General features: G+C 39.3%; 21 protein-coding genes. 12 read left to right on the forward strand and 9 right to left on the reverse strand.

From position 1 onward, the window contains the following. Positions 1-66 precede the first annotated feature (66 nt). From WA1_RS47295 to WA1_RS47305, 3 genes are all read right to left on the reverse strand, one after another. Positions 67-1,464, reverse strand: coding sequence for an amidohydrolase (locus WA1_RS47295; protein ID WP_017745080.1), 1,398 nt, complete (start codon positions 1,462-1,464; stop codon positions 67-69). 251 nt (positions 1,465-1,715) lie between these two features. Continuing rightward, positions 1,716-3,002, reverse strand: coding sequence for a serine/threonine-protein kinase (locus WA1_RS47300; protein WP_017745081.1), 1,287 nt, complete (start codon positions 3,000-3,002; stop codon positions 1,716-1,718). 11 nt (positions 3,003-3,013) lie between these two features. After that, the gene (locus WA1_RS47305; RefSeq protein ID WP_017745082.1) at positions 3,014-4,714 is read right to left on the reverse strand and encodes a vWA domain-containing protein; all 1,701 of its coding nucleotides are present in this window, start codon (positions 4,712-4,714) and stop codon (positions 3,014-3,016) included. 534 nt (positions 4,715-5,248) lie between these two features. Here WA1_RS47305 and WA1_RS47310 point away from each other — a divergent pair. Both WA1_RS47310 and WA1_RS47315 read left to right on the forward strand, forming a co-directional pair. Beyond that, a complete protein-coding gene (locus tag WA1_RS47310; protein ID WP_017745083.1) occupies positions 5,249-5,803 on the forward strand; it encodes a hypothetical protein in 555 nt (184 codons plus the stop codon). Between the two features lie 15 nt (positions 5,804-5,818). Beyond that, the gene (locus tag WA1_RS47315; protein WP_017745084.1) at positions 5,819-6,364 is read left to right on the forward strand and encodes a hypothetical protein; all 546 of its coding nucleotides are present in this window, start codon (positions 5,819-5,821) and stop codon (positions 6,362-6,364) included. Positions 6,365-6,544: 180 nt separating this feature from the next. On the opposite strand, the gene WA1_RS47320 is transcribed toward WA1_RS47315, so the two are convergent. After that, positions 6,545-6,961, reverse strand: a complete 417-nt coding sequence (locus tag WA1_RS47320) for a DoxX family protein (protein ID WP_017745085.1) — start codon at positions 6,959-6,961, stop codon at positions 6,545-6,547. Positions 6,962-7,374: 413 nt separating this feature from the next. Here WA1_RS47320 and WA1_RS47325 point away from each other — a divergent pair, with 413 nt between their 5' ends. Beyond that, a complete protein-coding gene (locus WA1_RS47325) occupies positions 7,375-9,417 on the forward strand; it encodes an NHL repeat-containing protein (RefSeq protein ID WP_017745086.1) in 2,043 nt (680 codons plus the stop codon). Positions 9,418-9,638: 221 nt separating this feature from the next. Here WA1_RS47325 and WA1_RS47330 read toward each other — a convergent pair whose 3' ends face one another. After that, on the reverse strand, positions 9,639-9,905 hold the full coding sequence (locus WA1_RS47330; RefSeq protein WP_017745087.1) for a hypothetical protein: 267 nt from the start codon (positions 9,903-9,905) through the stop codon (positions 9,639-9,641). A 646-nt stretch (positions 9,906-10,551) separates the two neighbouring features. Here WA1_RS47330 and WA1_RS47335 point away from each other — a divergent pair. The 5 genes from WA1_RS47335 to WA1_RS47350 all read left to right on the forward strand — a co-directional run bounded on the left by WA1_RS47335 (position 10,552) and on the right by WA1_RS47350 (position 13,874). Then, positions 10,552-11,091: a vitamin K epoxide reductase family protein gene (locus tag WA1_RS47335; RefSeq protein WP_017745088.1), complete on the forward strand. Its 540-nt coding sequence runs from the start codon at positions 10,552-10,554 to the stop codon at positions 11,089-11,091. A gap of 265 nt (positions 11,092-11,356) precedes the next feature. Next, positions 11,357-11,998, forward strand: coding sequence for an IS607 family transposase (locus WA1_RS47340; protein WP_017745089.1), 642 nt, complete (start codon positions 11,357-11,359; stop codon positions 11,996-11,998). Continuing rightward, the gene (locus WA1_RS61050; RefSeq protein ID WP_026134846.1) at positions 11,999-12,286 is read left to right on the forward strand and encodes a helix-turn-helix domain-containing protein; all 288 of its coding nucleotides are present in this window, start codon (positions 11,999-12,001) and stop codon (positions 12,284-12,286) included. Positions 12,287-12,299: 13 nt separating this feature from the next. Beyond that, complete coding sequence (locus WA1_RS61055; RefSeq protein ID WP_026134847.1) at positions 12,300-12,701, forward strand: RNA-guided endonuclease InsQ/TnpB family protein; 402 nt, start codon at positions 12,300-12,302, stop codon at positions 12,699-12,701. Between the two features lie 141 nt (positions 12,702-12,842). Next, positions 12,843-13,874 carry a hypothetical protein gene (locus tag WA1_RS47350; protein WP_017745090.1) on the forward strand — a complete coding sequence of 344 codons (1,032 nt, stop codon included), beginning with the start codon at positions 12,843-12,845 and terminating at the stop codon, positions 13,872-13,874. 150 nt (positions 13,875-14,024) lie between these two features. Here WA1_RS47350 and WA1_RS47355 read toward each other — a convergent pair whose 3' ends face one another. The 4 genes from WA1_RS47355 to WA1_RS47365 form a co-directional block, all read right to left on the reverse strand. Continuing rightward, positions 14,025-14,273, reverse strand: a complete 249-nt coding sequence (locus tag WA1_RS47355; protein ID WP_017745091.1) for a DUF2283 domain-containing protein — start codon at positions 14,271-14,273, stop codon at positions 14,025-14,027. Further along, entirely contained in the window at positions 14,266-14,541 is a 276-nt protein-coding gene (locus tag WA1_RS47360; RefSeq protein ID WP_017745092.1) for a hypothetical protein, read from the reverse strand. Before WA1_RS47360 ends, WA1_RS47355 begins: the two co-directional genes overlap by 8 nt. Positions 14,542-14,632: 91 nt before the next feature. Beyond that, positions 14,633-14,821: a hypothetical protein gene (locus WA1_RS61060; protein WP_158516785.1), complete on the reverse strand. Its 189-nt coding sequence runs from the start codon at positions 14,819-14,821 to the stop codon at positions 14,633-14,635. Positions 14,822-15,147: 326 nt separating this feature from the next. Next, positions 15,148-16,770, reverse strand: a complete 1,623-nt coding sequence (locus tag WA1_RS47365; protein WP_017750193.1) for an IS1634 family transposase — start codon at positions 16,768-16,770, stop codon at positions 15,148-15,150. Positions 16,771-17,145: 375 nt separating this feature from the next. On the opposite strand from WA1_RS47365, the gene WA1_RS47370 reads away from it, so the two are divergent. The 4 genes from WA1_RS47370 (at position 17,146) to WA1_RS47385 (ending at position 19,788) form a co-directional block, all read left to right on the forward strand. Next, positions 17,146-17,391, forward strand: a complete 246-nt coding sequence (locus WA1_RS47370; protein ID WP_017747543.1) for a hypothetical protein — start codon at positions 17,146-17,148, stop codon at positions 17,389-17,391. Continuing rightward, on the forward strand, positions 17,381-17,749 hold the full coding sequence (locus WA1_RS47375; RefSeq protein ID WP_017747542.1) for a type II toxin-antitoxin system RelE family toxin: 369 nt from the start codon (positions 17,381-17,383) through the stop codon (positions 17,747-17,749). Before WA1_RS47370 ends, WA1_RS47375 begins: the two co-directional genes overlap by 11 nt. A gap of 512 nt (positions 17,750-18,261) precedes the next feature. After that, the gene (locus tag WA1_RS61065; protein ID WP_272819377.1) at positions 18,262-18,978 is read left to right on the forward strand and encodes a hypothetical protein; all 717 of its coding nucleotides are present in this window, start codon (positions 18,262-18,264) and stop codon (positions 18,976-18,978) included. A 96-nt stretch (positions 18,979-19,074) separates the two neighbouring features. Then, a complete protein-coding gene (locus WA1_RS47385; protein ID WP_017747540.1) occupies positions 19,075-19,788 on the forward strand; it encodes a hypothetical protein in 714 nt (237 codons plus the stop codon). Positions 19,789-19,830 lie beyond the last annotated feature (42 nt).

A 19,830-nucleotide genomic window follows, 5' to 3' on the forward strand; every position in this document is an offset into this window, starting at 1 on the left:
CCCAACCCTTCTCCCTCAGGGAGAAGGGCGTTAGAAGGTTGCCAATGCTACTTAGTTAAGCGTCTTTTAATTGGGTCGTAACTCAGCGTCGATCCTCTCGGCAATGGAAGTCGCTTCAAGGCGAATCCGATCCGGATTTAGGGTAAGCATTTCACGTTTGTGCATGAGAACTTTCCCATCCACAATGACAGTATCAACATCTTGGGCATCTGCTGTGTAAACCAGATGGGAGATTGCATCGTAAATTGGGGTTAGATGTGGTTCGCTAAGTTGAACTTGAATCAGATCTGCTTGAAGTCCCACCTTAATCGCACCAATTTTATCTGCTAAGCCGAGTGCTTCTGCACCACCAAGTGTTGCCATACGCAAAACAGTCTTAGCAGGTACAGCAGTGGGATCGAGAGTTGTCCCTTTATGAATGAAAGCAGTGAGGCGGATTGCCTCCCACATATCAAGATCGTTGTTCGAGGAAGCTCCATCCGTACCCAGACCAACTTTAATGCCCGCTTTCAACATCGCTGGAATCGGAGCAAAGCCAGAAGCTAGTTTTAAATTCGAGTCAGGATTGTGGATAACACCAATACCGCGTTTCGCCATTAAGGCAATTTCGCTTTCGTTAGGCCATACGACATGGGCGGCGAAGACACGCGGCTCCAAGAAGCCGAGATTTTCCAAGTGTTGCACTGGGGTCGCGTTATAGCGCTGTTGAACATCTTCTACTTCGGTTTTTGTCTCTGCTAAGTGAATTGTCAGGGGGACATCGTATTGACGTGCAGCCTCAATAGCTTGTGTTAGATGCTCTGGCGAGACAGTGTAAGGAGCATGTGGAGCAATGGCTGGTATAATACGTGGGTTCTTGCCCTTCCAGCGTTTTACAAAATCTACAGCTGCGGCAAACGCATCATCCCACCCTTGAAAATTAGGGCTGGGGAAATCTATTGACGATGGTGCAATAATGGCACGCAAGCCGCATTCATCCACCACTTCACTAGCAACATCTGGCTTAAAGTACATATCAACAAAAGTCGTTGTTCCTCCCCGTATCATCTCCCAACAAGCTAGTTGTTCGCCAATGCGAATAAAATTTTCGTCAACGAACTTTGCTTCCGCAGGGAAGATATAATTCAAGAGCCAATCTTCCAACGCTAAGTCGTCCGCCAGACCGCGAAACAGCACCATTGCTGAATGAGAGTGACCGTTGACAAGACCGGGCATCAACACCATGCCTTCGCCTGGAAGCGTCCTGTCAGCTTTATATGATGCCAGGATTTGATCTTTTTTGTCTACCGCAATAATTTTGCCGTCCTTGATAGCAACTGCACCATTCTTGATAACGGGTTGTGCATCGTTCATAGTAACGACGAAATCACCACCGACAATCAATTCTACACTCCGCGTTCCTTGAGCATCTGAATTACTATTGCTCCACGCGATGACTATCTGACTGGAAAAAACAAAAAACAATGTGCAAACGAAAAAAATTAATAGCTTATAGTATCTTGGAGGCTGGCTTTTCACCCTATTATCCTATTTTCACTAGTGGCTTTATCATCCATCATTGCTAATAATAAGACAGCTTTGCCTCTGGTAAAACTTTTTATGCAATTTACTGATTGGAAAATAGAGCAATGGGCATGGGGCATGGTAAGAAATTATTTCTTGCCCATTGCCCATTTTCTTTAGGTGGGTTATATAACTTCAAATGGTAGACTTATTTAAAATCCAGATTGCCGTACATCCTCCCCTATTTCCCACATCAACCCATTTGGCATAATTGCATCTGTAAGATCGGCACTTGCCAAATGAGCGCCCTCAAGTCTAGCAGCAGTTAAATCTGCACCCACTAGATAAGCGCCTCTCAAATCTGCACCCCTTAAGTCTGCACCCCTCAAATCTGCATTCCTAAGTTCAGTACTTCTTAAATCCATTCCTCGTAAATCTGCTCCTCTAAGGTTACAGTTTATACAGTGTTTTGATTCCCGTAACTGTCTTATATCATTTGGATTTTCAATAGTAGGGATATTAATGATTTCTGGGTGGATTGTGACAGGTTCTATAGCAGCTTTATAATTGCAAGACAGGATTGCGATCGCACTCAATAAACATAAGCTTTGCAAAGCGACTTTAGCTGTTTTGAACCCCACATCGGTGCGTACAGTGCCAATAGAATTGATGGATTTGAGAAGACACAAAGCCGCGTTAGCATTGGGGAAGCGATCCTGTGGTGATGGTGCAACCATCTTTTCCAACCAACAGACTAACCGTGAATCAACTTGCGGAAGAAGCGAGTTCAGATTAACGTGAAAAGTATTATCAATTAAGTTACCAACTTGAGTTGATTTTGTCTGTGTTAGCAAGCAGACAAGAGTGACTCCAAGGCTGTATAAGTCAGAAGCCAAAGTCAGCGACCGACCAAAAAGCACCTCTGGTGGCATAAATCCTAACGTACCTTTGACAGTACTGCTAGCAGATAGGTCTTCACTTCCAATTCTGGCTAACCCAAAATCAACTAAATAAACATTGAGATGCTCATCTACTAAGATGTTTTCCGGTTTGATATCGCGATGAATAATTGGAGGGACTTGTTGCTGCAAGTAGACTAACACCTCAAGAACAGCGATCGCAATGAGTTGAATGCTCTCCAGTGTAAAATGCCGTGGTTCTGCCAAGGAACGAGCATCTTTATATTCTTGTACCAAGCAAAAACCACAATCGGTTTCAAATGTTGCTAGATACTTGGGAATTCTGGGGTGTTGCAGTTGCTGTAATAGAGCAATTTCCTGTTGCAAAGCTTCATATCCCGACCAACTCGATCCCACTTTAGCAAACTGAAATTGCTTAATAACAACTCTTTGCTGAGTTTGGAGACAGATAGCTTTGTAAGTAACTCGTCCACAGTTAAGATTGTGTCCTAACTCTTGTTCTATTAAATAACCCTGTTGAGAGAAATCAGGAAATTGGTTGGTATGAGAGTTTATCAAGTGACTGGGGATTTCGTTCATAGCATTTATAGTTATTTCAAAACTTTACTTTTTTCAACCAAGCGGATAAATTCAGCCCGATAACCATCCAAATCAGGTCCTTGAGACTGACGCGCTAGTTGCAAAACACCATCCAAAGTGGCAGTTCCTTTATCCGGTGAATTTCGCAAAACCATGCCAAATTCTGCAACAGCCGAGGCAAATTTAAAATTTGTTGTTGTTTCACTCAACTTAACACCTCGGTCAACAACAGGATAAGTCAGTAGTTGAGAAGTGGACTCTTGGGGTTGTTTGTAGCGTACCTTCACCTGCATGATTTCGTCATGACTTGACAAACTTTTTTGTTGATATTTTAACGTATCTACTTTTGGTAGCGGTACATCATTTTTTACTCCAGTGGGAATAATTTCATAAAGTGCTGTAACAGAATGTCCTGCACCCAACTCACCTGCATCTTTTTTATCGTCATTAAAGTCCCGATCTGCCAAAAGTCGATTTTCGTAGCCAATCAGACGATAGCCTTGGACTTTGGCTGGATTAAACTCCACTTGGATTTTGACATCTTTGGCAATTGTCAAAAGTGTTGCTCCCATTTCTTTAACAAGAACTTTCTTCGCCTCAAGTAAATTATCGATATAAGAGTAATTACCGTTTCCTTTATCAGCGAGTTGCTCCATTTTGGCATCTTGTAAGTTGCCCGTACCAAATCCAAGTACAGTTAAGAAAATACCCTGTTCTCGCTCCTTCTCAATCAGACGCACCAATTCCTCATCACTAGTTACACCAACATTAAAATCGCCGTCTGTTGCTAAAATAATGCGATTGTTCCCCGACTTGAGAAAATTCTCCCTAGCAATTTTATAAGCAAGTTGAATCCCTTCTCCACCTGCTGTTGAACCACCAGCTGCTAATTGTTCTATGGCATCAAATATTTTATCTTTTTGAGAACCTGGGGTGGGTGGTAAGACTAAACCCGCATTTCCAGCGTAGACAACTATTGCGACTTTATCGGAATCTCGTAGCTCATTCACTAACAAACGCAATGCTGATTTCAGCAGTGGTAATTTGTTGGGGTCTTCCATGGAACCAGAAACATCTAACAAAAAAACAAGATTGTTAGCAGGTAAATTTTCTGTAGAAATCCGTTGAGATTGCAAACCAATTTGGACGAGTTTATGTTTGGGATTCCAAGGTGCATTTGAAACCTCTGTTGTCACGGAAAAGGGTTTGTCGCCGTCAGGTTGGGAGTAATCATAAGAAAAGTAGTTAATCATTTCTTCAAGACGGACTGCATCGGATGGTGGCAGTTGACCTTGGTTGATGAAACGCCGGATATTACTATATGAGGCGGCATCTACATCAATCGAGAAAGTGGAAAGGGGATTGACACTGACATTCTGAAACTGATTGTCTTCATTGTGTTTATATCCCTCACGATTGAGACTTCCCTCGCGATCGCCCTGCTGAATTGATGACGTTTGACTCAATAACGGTGTTCCCATATTTGCCATGGGAGATGCCGCTAGGGGGCGAGGTGCCGAAAGTTTTGGTAGTGCTGCACGTTGTAGTTGCTGCGTTGGAGATTGCTTGTTAGATGCTGGTGCTTTTACTGATTGATTTTCTGCTGGTGCTAATTTTGTACTCATGGTAGTTTCAGGTTGACTGCAAGCAACCAGATTCCCCAGCAAAACAGCAATTCCAAAAAGAGCAAGTGTCCGGTGCGGGTGATTCATAAATTCTGCTATGTTATAGTTGAGGATATGTAGAAGTAAGGAAGTGAGGGCGAAGAGGTTTTCCTAGTTCTACAATCGGTATCTGGCTTTTTACGGCTTGGTTACAGAAAATGTAACGTTGACCAGTGACCAGTGACCAGTGACCAGTGACTAGCTAGCCCTGTCAAGGTGACTCATAAAATTTTGATTTAGACGGCTATTCTTCGTCTTTTTTCTCTGCGCTCTCTGTGCCTAGAAGGTTTAAAAATAATTGATTTAACCGCCGAGACGCAGAGTACGCAGAGGTAAGAGGTGAGGAAGCTATTGATTTCTTGAAGTTTTTACTCACCTTGACAGGGCTAGCAATGCCCATCCTACGTGTATTTCAAAAATCAGATAGGAGTCCTATAGAATTCAGGGGCTATACAAACAAAGCCCGCCTGCACGGGCTAATTTTTTCATTTTCTTGTTACCTGAATTACAAATATTAACAAATTACTTCATAAACCACATACTATGTAAAAATTCCAGAATGAAAAAAATAAGGAGCAAAGAATGCAACTTAAAATTGAATTAAAAAGAGGTATTGATAACGTACCTGTTGAAGCTTATTTAGTACAGTTAGCACAAAAACATATTGATGATTATGTTAATAACTGGATAAAACAATTACAATTGTTTAATCAGGAGGATAAATATTGGGATTGGGTTTTCAAATTAAGATATATTGCGAATCAAGAAAACCGTGAAGGTTATGCAGTTGAGTGTTTAGGTCAAACTCAAGGATTAATGATGATCGAAACTCTTCTTCATGGTTCTCGTATTAATATTGGGAAAAGGCTTATTTATGTGGATGGAATTGCCTCAGCCCCGAATAATCGATCAGCAATACAAAAACCGCCCCAATTTAAAGGTGTTGGTACTAGGTTACTCAATTTTGCAAGACTTAGAAGTGTCCAACTAGGTTACTCTGGAAGAGTTGGGTTACATTCACTACCAGGTGCTGAAAATTTTTACGATAAGCAAAATATGTTTAATCTGGGTAAAGATGAAGAATATGAGGATTTAGTATATTTTGAATATGGTGTTTACAGAGAATTATCAAAATAAAATTGAGGAGAAGCTATGAGCCAGGTACAAAATTCGGATACTACACTTTTTGACGACGATGCTGTCACCCCTCAAAGGGCTATGGAACTACTTTTCGGTGAAGATTCGCTTGAAAGAGCCGTACAAATTGAAGATGAAGCAGAAGTAGGTGTTATCGGTGCAGGTTTAGATTGGGGTAATGCTATGCCGAAATTAATGCTTAACCCTACCTTATTTGGTCGTTTAACGACTTTGCGTATATCCCTCAATCTTGAAGTGCGTCTTTTAATCGAAACATGGAACTTAGGTATCGGTACAAAAATTGCGACTACAACTGCAAGAATACATATCAAACAACGTTTACAATCTCCCACTCCCGAAGCTGAACAACACCTGCAAGCAGTTTTACTACAAGATGATTTGTATGGTGAAGAATTTATCAGGAATAGCGAAGTACTGCGATCGCTCCTCAAAGTCTTGTTAACTGAGTCCGATTGGCAGGCGATCGCGTTATCAGCATCTGATGAAATACGCAAGCAAGTTATGTATCAGGTAAATGAAAGTCAAGCAATTACTGCATAAACGAACATACAGCAGATTGTAAATCAGTTACGTACTGCTTTAAAATTCAAAGAAGAATTTATGGAATCGACTGATATGACTTTGTAGCAGTTAGATACGTTGAAACCGTGTGAAGCAAGCCGCAATTAACCCCCAGGGGGGCGATCGCGGCATCATTTCTAGGTAAAAAATGCCAATGGTTCATTGACTTTGCGATGCTCCTAATTGTGTTTGTGGGTTTTGAGTATACCAGTATGCCCAAGCAATCAGCACTGCCTGAAATGGTAATCTTACTAAATAAAGTAATTGACTGTGGGGAATTCCTTCCACCTTAATGTTATGCAAAGTCATGTAGATGTTCGCAGGAAATACGCCAATAAACAGAGCAATTAGTCCCCATGCTGCAGCTACACTCACAGACGGAATCATTAAGCCAATACCGCCAAGAATCTCAAAGACACCGCTAATGTAGACGGATGCTAAGGGCGGAAATACTGGCGGTACAATCCGGGCGTATTGGTCTGGCTTCAGAAAATGAGTGATACCAACAATGATGATAGACACCGCTAGAACACCACGGAGAATTTCTTTGCGTCGATAAGAAGATGCAGAGTACATAAGAAAAACAAGAAACACTGGTCAAATGGTAGAGATTGCTCTTGCTCGGTACTTCTATCTAGAGTGATACCATTTTGGATTTTAGATTTTGGATTTTGGATTGGGAAAGCTTTGCTTGAACTAAGTTGCACAAGTTTTTATCAATTCAAAAGCTAAAATTGAAACAATTAAAAAAAAGCTCGATTATGGCGAAAATACTCATATTTCACTCAACTCAAAATCTCAGTTTTAACACGAAGAATTGATAAAGAAATCATACATATTCTACCGAGTAACTTTGTAGCTTGATGATACGATTTTAGAGAAAATTATAATTTTTAAAAACACAATATTAAGAAAATCTTATCATTCGGTGATTCTTAGAAATTAGCGTGGATAGAATATGGACGCACATCGCTCAAGAATTTAGAAAAATGGGATATTCTACATCTTGGATTGGCAACACTTTCAGTGGGAATCGTAAGTGGGTGCAAATTAATATAGAAGCAATGTATGTTGCTCCTGATGGTACTGTTTACACGAATAGTATCTGGGATGAAGCAGCAAAAGAGGCGGGTATATATAAAAATGGAGATGTTGCTGGTTTTGCCGCCGATTTACATGGTTGGGAGCGTTTGGGTGGCAAAGCGGTAACAGCTAATTCGCGTTACTTATACGTAGGAATGTCACAAGGTGCAGGTTCGGGTAAACCGGGTGAGGATTATCCACCAAAAGGAACGATTTGGTACTGCATCCGACGTTATAATTTATCCGGTCAGCAAGCACCTTTTTCCGGTGGGCGTGGTTGGGATAAGAGTATGGTTATTGTGAATACGAGTAGCCCCGTCACTGGATTAGCCGCTACTGATAATGAGGTGTATGTTAGCGATCGCACTGGTAACAGAATTGTTGTCTATGACGCTAACTCCATGAACCAACTCCGGAGTTTCTCTTTTTCACGTCCGGGAAACATAGCTATTGACCGACAGAAGAATCTTTGGATTGTCCAACAAAAAGAGAACTCTTCCTCTGCTGCTATTTTGCGGTATTCTCCCCAAGGAAAGCAGTTATCGGAAAAAATTACCAATGTTGCGGAACCAACTGCGATCGCACTCGACAATCAAGGTAGATTGTTAGTTGCTGATAACGGACCGCGCCAACAAATACTGATTTATCACATTACGGGTTCTCCCTCCCAAGTTGGAACATTTGGTACTGAACGAGGTGTTTATTCAGGAACCCCTGGTCAGATCGGGGATTTAAAACTTTACGGTATTAGTGGAGTAGGCACTGATGCACAAGGTAACATTTATGTTGCGAACGATGGTTTTAACAACGCAGGCGCTGACCTGAGGAAATTTTCTCCCAATGGTGCATTGCAATGGAGATTGTTAGGGCTGTGTTTTCTGGATACCGCAGATGCAGATCCCGGTTCTGACGGTCGCGATGTGTTCACAAAAGAAGAACACTATGTCATGAACTATGACAAACCTAACGGTCAGCAGTGGACTTACGCTGACTACACGGTCAATGCTATTAAATACCCACAAGATCCCAGACTCCACACCACAGCCACAGCAGTTTTCTTCCGAAGAGTTCAAGGTAGACCGTTGATGTACTTAACAGGTATGTACAACAGTTGGATGCAAATATATCGTTTTGCACAAAACTCTGAAGGTTGGACGGCAATACCAAGTGGAATGTTTGTAGGCACTCCAGCAGATTCTAACAAGCCTTTTTTCACCAAAGGGAATTGGCCTCCAAACCAGCCTAAGACAGGTGAGTGGATTTGGCGCGATGTTAACGGCAATGGTGCTTTCGACCCAGGCGAATACGATACTAACAAAGACGATGTTTACATTGGTGGTTGGTGGGTAGATAGCCGAGGTGATGTGTGGAAGAATTTACGCACTGCTAATGGTATTCGGCATTACCCTCTCCAGGGTTTTGATGGGAGTGGCAATCCTATCTACACTTATGCATCCATGAAGAAAATAGCCACACCAAACTTCTTCACCGACTTGCGTCGAGTAGAATATTTTCCAGAGACAGATACAATGTATTTGACAGGATTTACCAAAGAAAACCCTGCACCATACGATGATGCCAAAGTTGTTGGGTCTGAATTGGTACGTTTTGATAATTGGAGTAAAGGAAATAGAAATCCTGCGTGGAGAACTAAGTTACCTGCAGATAAACGTCCTGAAGAGAAACAAACTGTTTACCCTGCAGCAATCAGTGTTGCGGGCGATTATGTATTTGTCGCAACGGTAAAAACAAGGCAAGTTTACGTTTATAGAACATCAAATGGTTCGCAAGCAGATATCATGACACCCGATCCTAATGTGGAACCAGAAGCTGGTTGGGTAGATGTTCCTTATGGTGTTCGGGCTTATCGTCGTTCTAATGGAGAATATATCGTTTTTCTTGAAGAAGACCACCACGGTAAGGTTTTATTCTTCCGTTGGAGACCATAGCAATTTAAAAAGCTTGGGCTTTAGCCCAGGCTTTTTATACTTAGAGGATGTTTGAAAAGTCATGATTGATGTATCAAATATTTTTTACCCCACCCTAACCCGGACCTTGGAAAGGAGAGGGAACTGAATTTTTCTTGTTTCCCCCCTTTCCAAGGGGGGATTAAGGGGGGTAATAATGCGATAAAAATCACAGCTAACCACTTTTCAAACATCCTCTTAATTTAGAAGCCACCACCGAAGGTATCGCCACCACTACCAAAGGAGGGATTAGAGGGGTTAACACCACCAGCAAAAATGTTCCAGAAGTTATCTCCAGCAAAGGGGTTACCGTTATAAGGTAGGTCTTGGATGTTAGAAGAAGAACTACCCATTGTAAAGGGGTTATCACCACTAAAAGAACCACCAACATTGCCAAATATATCTTCTGGTCCATTTACGCCTTCTATGTCAAGCAAGCGATTGAAAGGACCAAGATTAACTTCATCCATGTTGTTTATCCTCTTTTCTGTTATGAACTAGTTGCCATACATTGAAGGTAACTTTGATATTTAACTTTGACCAACCAAAATTATTTTGATTATTTGACCTTTTTTTAGAAGAAGCAATTATGGGATCTGATAAAATTTTGATTTAGACGACAATTCCTCATCGTTTTTCTCTGCGATCTCAGCGCCTCTGCGGTTTTAAAATCATTTATTTAACCGCTCCAGACGCAGAGTACGCAGAGAGAAGAAGTGAGAAAGCTATTGATTTCTTTTAACTATGAATTTTTAGTAATTTGATCTTTCTTTTGGTAGAAGAAAATTAAGTTGAGTTGAACTAAGCTTTGCCAAATATTGACCTCGATATTTTAACAAAATATTGTTGTAGTAAATCTAGTTTGACAAAATACGTCTAATGTTAGTGGTAAGGATGAAACCCCATCTTGAAGATAGAGGAAAACGGTCTGTATCAAAATAATGTACTGCGATCGCCCTTGGCGCAAGCCGTACCCGGCTTATCGCAAAGCGCAAGCTGAAAGAGTGCTTATTGCCAAAACGGTTCCTACATTAATTTGTTTAAACTGTCACCTGTAAAACACTGCTGCATAGTTAATCAGATCGCTAACCCATAACTTATCAAGAATGAGGCTTCATGGAACCAACACAACTGAGTCAAGAACTGCGTGAAGGGAACAATCCCCATATGACCCGCCGCCGATGGATTATCGGTTTATCTACACTTGGGGGTTCAATGGGACAAATTGTTTCGCTTTATCAAACAGGGATAGTTAAACATTTACCCGATCCGCCAGTTCCAGTGTTTGATGCAGACCGAGTGGACGCATCTGACTACGCCTACAGCCGATTCAATTCACCTGACGGTCCAATCATGGTGCTTAATTACGCCATTACGGGCTGGTTGGCTGCAGCTGGTGGTCTAGACCGCGCACGGAAAAATCCATGGCTACCAATTGCAATGGGTGTTAAGATCCTTTTAGATACAGTTGTCTCTGCCGAGTTAGCTCGTGAAGAGTGGGCGGAAAACAAAGCATTTTGTGAGTATTGTCAAGTGGCAACTGTTGCCTCAATCGCTTCCTTAGTACTTGCAGCACCAGAAGTACTTGCTGCTTCTCGTGTTCTACTAAGTCGCCGGGACAGCAAGAAAGCTGAAGCACAGAGCAATACACAATAACGAATACCTTTGATTGCTAGAATAAACTTTTACAGAGACGTTACGTTTAACGTCTCTGCTAGTCTATAGCATAAGTTTTAATGGGTAATTTTATTCAGATCCCCGACTTCTTCGAGAAGTCGGGGATCTTGCAGCCTTTTAAAATTAGTGCGATAGACCGCTACATTTATTGGGGCTTGAAACTGTCACTTAATTTCTCGCCACCTCTTGCCATTTCTTCCGAAATGGATAGATAATAGAGGGTAGTATATGACAGAAAACTACAATGACCAACATTCCAGAAATGACAATCAGTATTGGAGATGCAGCTAAAGAACTAGGCGTCTCAATCACAACTTTAAGGAGGTGGGCTGACTCAGAAAAAATTCGTTCAGAGCGTTCACCGTCAGGACAGAGAAGGTTTTATCTAGCAGACATTAAGCGCATCACACCGCGTGACTTGAAGCAACTAGATGAACGCATAACCATTAACTATGCTCGTGTTTCAAGCCACGACCAAAAAGAAGATTTAGTGCGTCAAGCCCAAGTTTTAGAAGCTTTTAGCTCTGCTAATGGATGGCAGTTTGAAACTATTCAAGACTTAGGATCGGGATTGAATTATCAGAAAAAAGGACTTCAAAAACTACTCAAACGCATCATGCAAGGAGATGTAGCCAGATTAGTACTGACTCACAAAGATAGGTTATTAAGATTTGGTGCAGAGCTTGTATTTGCTATGTGCGAAGAGTTTGAAACCGAAGTGGTCATCATCAATAAGACCAATGAAGAAATTACTTTTGAGCAAGAGTTAGTACAAGACATGATTGAACTTATCACAGTATTTTCAGCCCGTCTGTACGGTTCTAGAAGTAAGAAAAACAAAAAATTAATTGATGGTATGACACAAGTAGTAAACGGAGTAAAGTAAATGCTGTTAGGTTTTAAAACCGAATTGAAATTAAATAACCAACAGCGAACAGAGTTACTAAAACATTGTGGTGTGGCACGTCACGCATGGAACTGGGGATTAGGTTTAACCAAGCAAATTCTTGATTGGAACAAAGCAAATCCCACAGAAAAAATCAAGTTTCCGACTGCAATTGACTTACATAAATGGTTAGTTGCATTAGTAAAACCTGAATGCCCTTGGTATTACAAATGCTCTAAATCTACACCTCAAGAAGCTCTGAGAGCATTGAGAATTGCATTCAGCTAACTGGAGAAAAGCCATGACTAAGATAGCTAGACTGCATAAAAAAATTGCCAATATCCGAAAAGATACATTGCACAAGTTGACCACACTATTAGCCAAGAACCACGGCGTAATCGTTATTGAAGACTTAAATGTATCTGGCATGATGGCTAATGGCAAGTTGGCAGCAAGTATCCAAGACATGGGATTTTTTGAATTTCGGAGACAGCTAACCTATAAGTGCGAACTGTATGGCTCAAAGCTTGTCATTGCTGATAGATGGTTCCCTAGTTCTAAGACTTGCTCCAATTGTGGAACAGTTAAAAAAGAACTGTCTCTCAAAGAAAGAGTTTTTAATTGTGGCTGTGGCGCAAGTTTAAACAGAGATTTGAACGCTGCCATCAACCTAAGAAACTATTCGTCCATCGCTGCTAGTTAGGCAGTGTGAGCCTGTGGACTGGTTAGTGCCGACACTGCCAGATTGAAGCAGGAATTAAGCATCAAAGTGAAAGCTAGATACTAGTGACGAGAAATGTCTAGCATTGATTAGCTTTGTATAGGTCTTTTATAACGGTCTTATATGCCTCCTCGCAAACGAAACAAATCTGAAAATGTCAATCCGGATATTCACGAGTCTGTTCCTGAAGAAGTTACAGTCAATGCTTCAATAGTAACCACTGATGAAGGCGGATGCACGCAGATGGATACTACTAGCTCCGATCTGCTACAGGATACGGTTGAAAATTCCAAATCAATCGATCCATCTCTAAGTTCGTTAGTAGAGCAAATTGAAAAACAAAACTCTAATCTATCTGTTAGAGTAGCGCGTCAATTTTGCTACAAATTAGTACAAACTCTGGTGGAGGTGATGATTAGCGAACCTCGTAAATTTAATGTTTTGGAGGAATTTATTCTCCGTGCAAGTATTGAATTTACGCCTCTTCCTACATTACAAGAATTGGCAAGTGTACTTGGGTTGGATCTTGTATTTGTGAAAAGTACTGCTGACAATTTAGTAAGATTTAAGAGTTTGAAAATTTCCGAAACAGGTGCAATTAAGATTACACCACAAGGACAGGAGTTTTACAAACAGGGAAACGTCTCTCTACCACCATCTGTGAAACAGATTTATGCGATCGCCGATCCTTTTGCAGAAAATCTGACTTTTCAGTTTGAAGCTTTACCAATGGGATTAGTCGATTTACCCGATTTAGCAGAGTTAGTTTCTATTGAGAATCATCTTCCCCCTTTTAACACTCTGACAATTAGCGATCTTCAAAAACTGATTCAAGCAGGAGGTTTAGGGCTTCACGTACCTGAAGAAGGAAAAATTGTGACTAATTTTCAGATGATTGGCAAGCCTCAGGTATGTTGGAAGACTATCTCAATCTTTGTTTTACTTGATGTTCTAGAAAACAAACATATTATTCAGGTTAGACGAGATAAGCAGGTCTTAGAAAAAGCATCAAATTGGCTGACAGAACTACAAGGGCAACAAAAATTTGATTTGAATAATTTGGGTATTATAGTATCACAAGAAAGTACTCCTGTGAGTTATTCAAAACCCCAAGCTAAACGTCAAAGGTCAACAACAAAGAAAAGCCAAAAATAAATAATTTAACGTGAGTTCGACTTTTGTCAGCATTGACCAAAATTTGGTCAGTTCAACATAGCTGACCACTTTTTTTTGACGATATAGATGCGAGCGCCTTTGAAGTTCGCATATGTTCCGCCCATAACTGTGGATATATTGAGTAAAGTTTTATAATACTTCGCTGCGAACCAAGTTCAACAGCTTACCCTGAACAGATTCCAAAATAAAATCTCGGATGTAATTACTGGCATTGAGAATTTCCACGCCAATCAACTCTCCGGCTGCATTTAGTTCAGCAGTAACATTTGGACTAATTTCAATACTTGCTGATTCTGGCTCTTCGGAGATTAGCAGGTGAAGAATATCCTCTTCTTTGAAGTAGTTCATTTGTGGCAATTGTTGCTTGAAGTCAGACATTTGTGATAAACCGTCCAGTTTTGAGACGAAATCGAATTTGTTGTCGAGTTGTGGCGTGAATTGTAATCGGTGTAATCGTGTTTTCACCTTGTTCGTAGGGAATTAAAACTAGCTGCTCACCATGCTTTCCAACTACAACCGCCCGATCTGTTTCTACATCATAATATCGTTCGCTGGAGAAGCGTAGGATATTTTCAATTAGATCGAGATCAAAACCTCTTCGGATTGCACGGTAACGAAGATAGGATGTCCAGCTAATCTCAGGCATGGTTCATGATTAGCGGTCGTTGTCACCCATTGTTATTGTTGTGATTACGCTATCTTTCCCCTACTAGCATACCTTACCTGGCTGGAAACCGCTATCCGCTATATGCAAAGAAGGCTAATTTAGGACGAAAGCAAACAATTGGTAAATTTGCCCAGCGTCCATTGTCTCTCGCTACCAAGTTATATAGCAGTCCTACATGATTCGTCAAAAATGCCGTCAGATAGAAACGCTTTGGTTTCTCGAACAAAATCAAATAAAGACGCGTGCGTATGAGTGACATTACCTTACCAGCGCACTCCCAACTCCCCAAGAGCGAACTGGCTAGTTTAGCTTTGTTATGGTAGCGCAATCAGAAATATGCTAATCTAATCGCCCACATTCCGCACTTCAAATTGAAGTACAAAAAAACTACAATCAACGTAAAAGTCAAACAATTAGGATAATTAAGAAAAGAATATTGAACCAATCCGTGGCATAAAGAAAAATTATCAATTATCAAATATTTAACTGATAAAACAGGTTATTTAAGCACTAAAAATTGGAGGAATAATTATGATTTCCTCGGAAACTGAGAAATTTTTATTCACTCTCCATATACTGCTTAAATTAAGAAAGCAAATAATATTTTTGACAAGATGATGGCAGATTATTCAAAATAAAATGACGCTCTTCTGTTAAATTAACTATTTGACTAACACCGTTTAAAATTAAAATATGAATTCCTTGAAAACATTGAAATACCCACCTTAATGTAGGACTAAAAGTTAATTTTCCTAATTGATTTTTGATTCCCATCTTGACTCTTTTTAAGCTGTTTCTTAGTTGCCTTTGACCGAGATTATAAACTAATAAACACAGAGACATTAAAAATAACATCGTCTCTATTCTTTCAGGATTTTCTACAAAAAAACTATCAACAAAAAATAATGGGTCTTTCAGAAATCTAAATCCTCGTTCACATGATTGTTGATTTTTATAATTTCTCAGAATTTCTTCTGGCTCTAACTTATTCTCGTCTACTAAATTAGTTGCTAAAATAAACCTTCCTGCTTCTTTTCTTTGGATTTCTATCTCTTCTATTTTTTCATGAATGACTCCTGATATTTTATAAATAGTCTGATTCTCTTTTGATTGACTTTCAAAAATTTGAACATCTTTAATTTCAAATAGTTTCAATTTCTTATTAATGGCTTTTAGTCTGTATCTGGCTTGCTCCGGTGTTTCAAAATCTTCTTTTTTGAATGCTTTCAACTGCTTTTCAACTTTTTCTTTTTCTTTTTTTAGCTTTTTCTCTAGCTTTTCTAAATCACTAATTTTTCTGTTTTGACTTTCTACTATTAGCCATATTTGTTTAATTCCACCATAATTTACTATTTCTTCTTTCCATTTATATCCTTCTAAGTTTAGGGCTGCTCTTTTATCTCTTTCTTCTGGACTTATCTCTTCTATTTCTACAAACTTCACTAATCCCTGTGCTTTTTTAATTGTCATCGGTACTCTACTTATCCATTTTAGATGTTCAATTAATTGGAGATTTTCTTGACTATATAATGCGCTATCGCAGACCATAATACTTTCAAAATCTATTTGCTTTTTAAACTCTACTAAAATTTTTCCAAATACGGCTTTATCCGCTTCATTACCATCTCCCGCTCTCATTAATAATGGTATATCTCCATCACTACTCGTAATTAAATCTAAAATACATTGTTTCAAATCTGGTCTATGGTCACGAGAATATCCTTTGGTTACAATTATTGGTCTTTCTCTGCTTACTTCTTCTTTTTCCTGATTTTCTCCACTTTTATATTCTCCATGTAGATGAAATGATGTCGCATCCAGATGTGAATATTTTGTATTTATCTGAAATTTTTTAATCACTGATAATCCAATTTCTATAAACAGATTATTCAATCCATATTTATATAATTTATCCATGACTCTTCCCAGTTTATCGTCATTCATATAATCTTTTTTTACCTCTGAACCCAATAATATTTCGATTCCTTTATCTTCAAAAAACTGGCTAAATAAATATAAAGGTCTTGATACAAATCCTAATCCATTGATTAAAATTGCTTTCACCAATATTCCCGCTGAAATCTTCTCTCGGGTGTCTATTCCTAATTTAGAATTTATTATTTCAACTATTCCTATTTCGTCAATCAGCCCAGCTACTATTCCTAAGTGGTCGATATTCTTAATTTTCGCATCTGAGATTGGGAACATTTTTTACCTATCAAAGATTTTTGAGTTTTTCTGATTGTCCCATTTGAAATTAATCAATGTATATTTAGTTTTATCAAAAGCTGGAAATCAATTTTCTACTTTGCTTTTGCTTTATTTCTTCATGCCAACTCAATGCCGAACTACTGAAAAAATTCGTGTATTTTTATTTACCTGCATCTGAGAAGAATTATGTGACTCTCTGTACTACATTTTGAAGTGCGGAATGTGGGTAATCGGTAAATACAAATTGTATATACTAGAAAAACAAAAAGTTGGCTACCAAACTATTGTTGATGAAGCACTATTGGAGCAATTTGGCGCTCTAGTAGAACTTAAGCTATCTTAGATATACTTATTATAATTGTGAGATAAAATATGATTGATAGAGAAGTTACAGGAACTATAAATAAAGATGGTTTTGTTACTTTTGATGAGGAAATCGAAATAACTGAGCCTCAAAATGTTACTATCATTTTCAGAGGAACTAATCAAGATAGTAAACCTGTAAAGCTTAAGACTCAGCAAGAACTAACGGATAAGATCATTCAAGGTCTACATGAAGCCATTACAGGTAAAACAGTTCCACTGTCAGCGTTATGGGATGAAGTAGATGCTGACTGATGATAAGCCTGTTCAAGTAGTACTGAGCGAATTATTCTTAAAAGAGATTAAAGATTTAGCTAAGTCCTATCGTTCTGTCAGGAAAGATATATTACCTTTAATTAATAAATTGAGTAATGGTGAAATCATAGGAGTTCGCTTACAAGGATTTGATTATGAAGTTTATAAAGTAAGAGTAAAAAATAGTGATAATAAGAAGGGTGCTAGTGGTGGATATAGAGTAATTTATTATGTTAAGACAACTGATTTTATTGTTTTGAGTAATATTTATTCAAAATCAGATTACGAAAATATAGATGATAGTTTAATAGAAAAGTCAATCCAACAATATTTAGAGAATTTAGAAAATAACTTGTAAACACCAACCTGAATATAGAAAGTTGGGCAGAGTAAAAATTTTCTTGCAAGCGATTAAGATACTTTCTAATCAGGACTAATTGTTTTTTGATACTCCTCCAATGCTTTGGCTGCTTCATCGTGCCTTGGGTTAAAACTGCGAAAGAGAGCGATCGGCTAGTTAGGGCTTGCTGAAAAAGTCATAAAAACGCAGTAGGAGAGTCGATCAGTTATTCAAGCAAGAGTCTTAGATAGTTTTTTATTATTGATGATAAATAAATCATCATTTTTAGTGATGAAATAGAGAGAAAAAGGTGTGATTTTAAAAAATTGGCATAAAAAGACATAAAAAACCCGCAATAACCTTGAGACATGAAAGAATTACGAGTTGGGAAAATCCCATTGAGAAAGCAGTTTGGCAATTAAAACAAGTGTGTAAGAATTTACCCACTAGACCAATTACTGTTTGGGACAGTGAATATGGTTGTGCGCCATTCATCTTAAAGACTGCCGATGTTTGTGCGGACAATAGGCGTGAGATTACGTTCAAATCTTTGTTTGTGGGGCGAACCGGAGGCTTATTCTGGCAGAGGGCGTCCGAAAAAGCATGGTTCTCCCTTCAAGCTCAACGAACCCAAAACATGGAGTAGTGCATCATCTACCTTAGAATTCTTTGACCCAAAACTAGGACGGGTGCGGATTAGCCTCTGGAAAAATCTGCATTTCCGCAAAGCCGCTACACCTCCAATGTTACTGATTCGGGTGGAACGTCTTGATGAGCATGGCAATTTAAGAGTAAAGAAACCATTATGGTTGGCTTGGGTGGGCGCTGAAATGCCCACCCTTGAAGAAGTCTGGCGTCTGTACTTGCGTCGCTTTGCAATTGACCATTGGTATCGTTTCTTGAAACAACGCCTACACTGGACTGTTCCAAAACTAAGTACTCCCAAGCAATGCGAAAGATGGAGTGACTTGATGCCTCTAATGACTTGGGAGTTATGGTTAGCTCGTGATATCGTTGCTGATAATCCTTTACCCTGGGAGAAGTCAATTGACAAATTGACTCGAGGAAGAGTTGCCCAAGCTATGGGTGGAGTTTTAGCCGCGATTGGTTCTCCTGCTGTTCCACCCAAACCTCGTGGAAAATCTCCCGGCTGGACTCCAGGCAAAACTCGTATGCGTAAAAACCGATATCCAACAGTTAAAAAAAGAGCAAGCTCTCCCCCTAAAGACCCACCTGTTGCAGTCTAACACCAAATATTCGTCCCATTTTTCCCAAGTCTCTGATTAACTCAGCCCTGCTGAGTCGTTTTACACTGCTTAGTCTAAACTCCAGAATTTAATGTTTTGGAGGAATTTATTCTCCGTGCAAGTATTGAATTTACCCCTCTTCCTACATTACAAGAATTGGCAAGTGTACTTGGGTTGGATCTTGTATTTGTGAAAAGTACTGCTGACAATTTAGTAAGATTTAAGAGTTTGAAAATTTCCGAAACAGGTGCGATTAAAATTACATCACAAGGGCAGGAATTTTACAAACAGGGAAATGTCTCTTTACCACCATCTGCGAAACAGATTTATGCGATCGCCGATCCTTTTGCAGAAAATCTGACTTTTCAGTTTGAAGCTTTACCATTAGGATTAGCAGATTTACCCGATTTAGCAGAGTTAATTTTTATTGAGAATCATCTTCCCCCTCTCAACAGTCTGGCAATTACCGATATTCAACAACTGATTCAGGCTGCAGGGTTGGGGCTTCACGTACCTGAAGAAGGAAAAATCGTGACGAATTTTCAGATGATTGGCAAGTCTCAGGTATGTTGGAAGACTATCTCAATCTTTGTTTTACTTGATGTTATGGAAAACAAACATATTATTCAGGTTAGGCGAGATAAGCAAGTCTTAGAACAAGCATCAAATTGGCTGACAGAACTACAAGCGCAACAAAAATTTGATTTGAAGAATTTGGGTATTACAATATTGCAAGAAAATATTCCTGTAACTCATTCAAGACCAAAAGCTAAACGTCAAAGGTCAACAACAAAGAAAAGCCAAAAATAAAAATGCAATTGTGTCTGATAGGATTTCTAAATCATTTGTGAG

Source organism: Scytonema hofmannii PCC 7110, assembly GCF_000346485.2.
Lineage (GTDB): Bacteria > Cyanobacteriota > Cyanobacteriia > Cyanobacteriales > Nostocaceae > Scytonema > Scytonema hofmannii.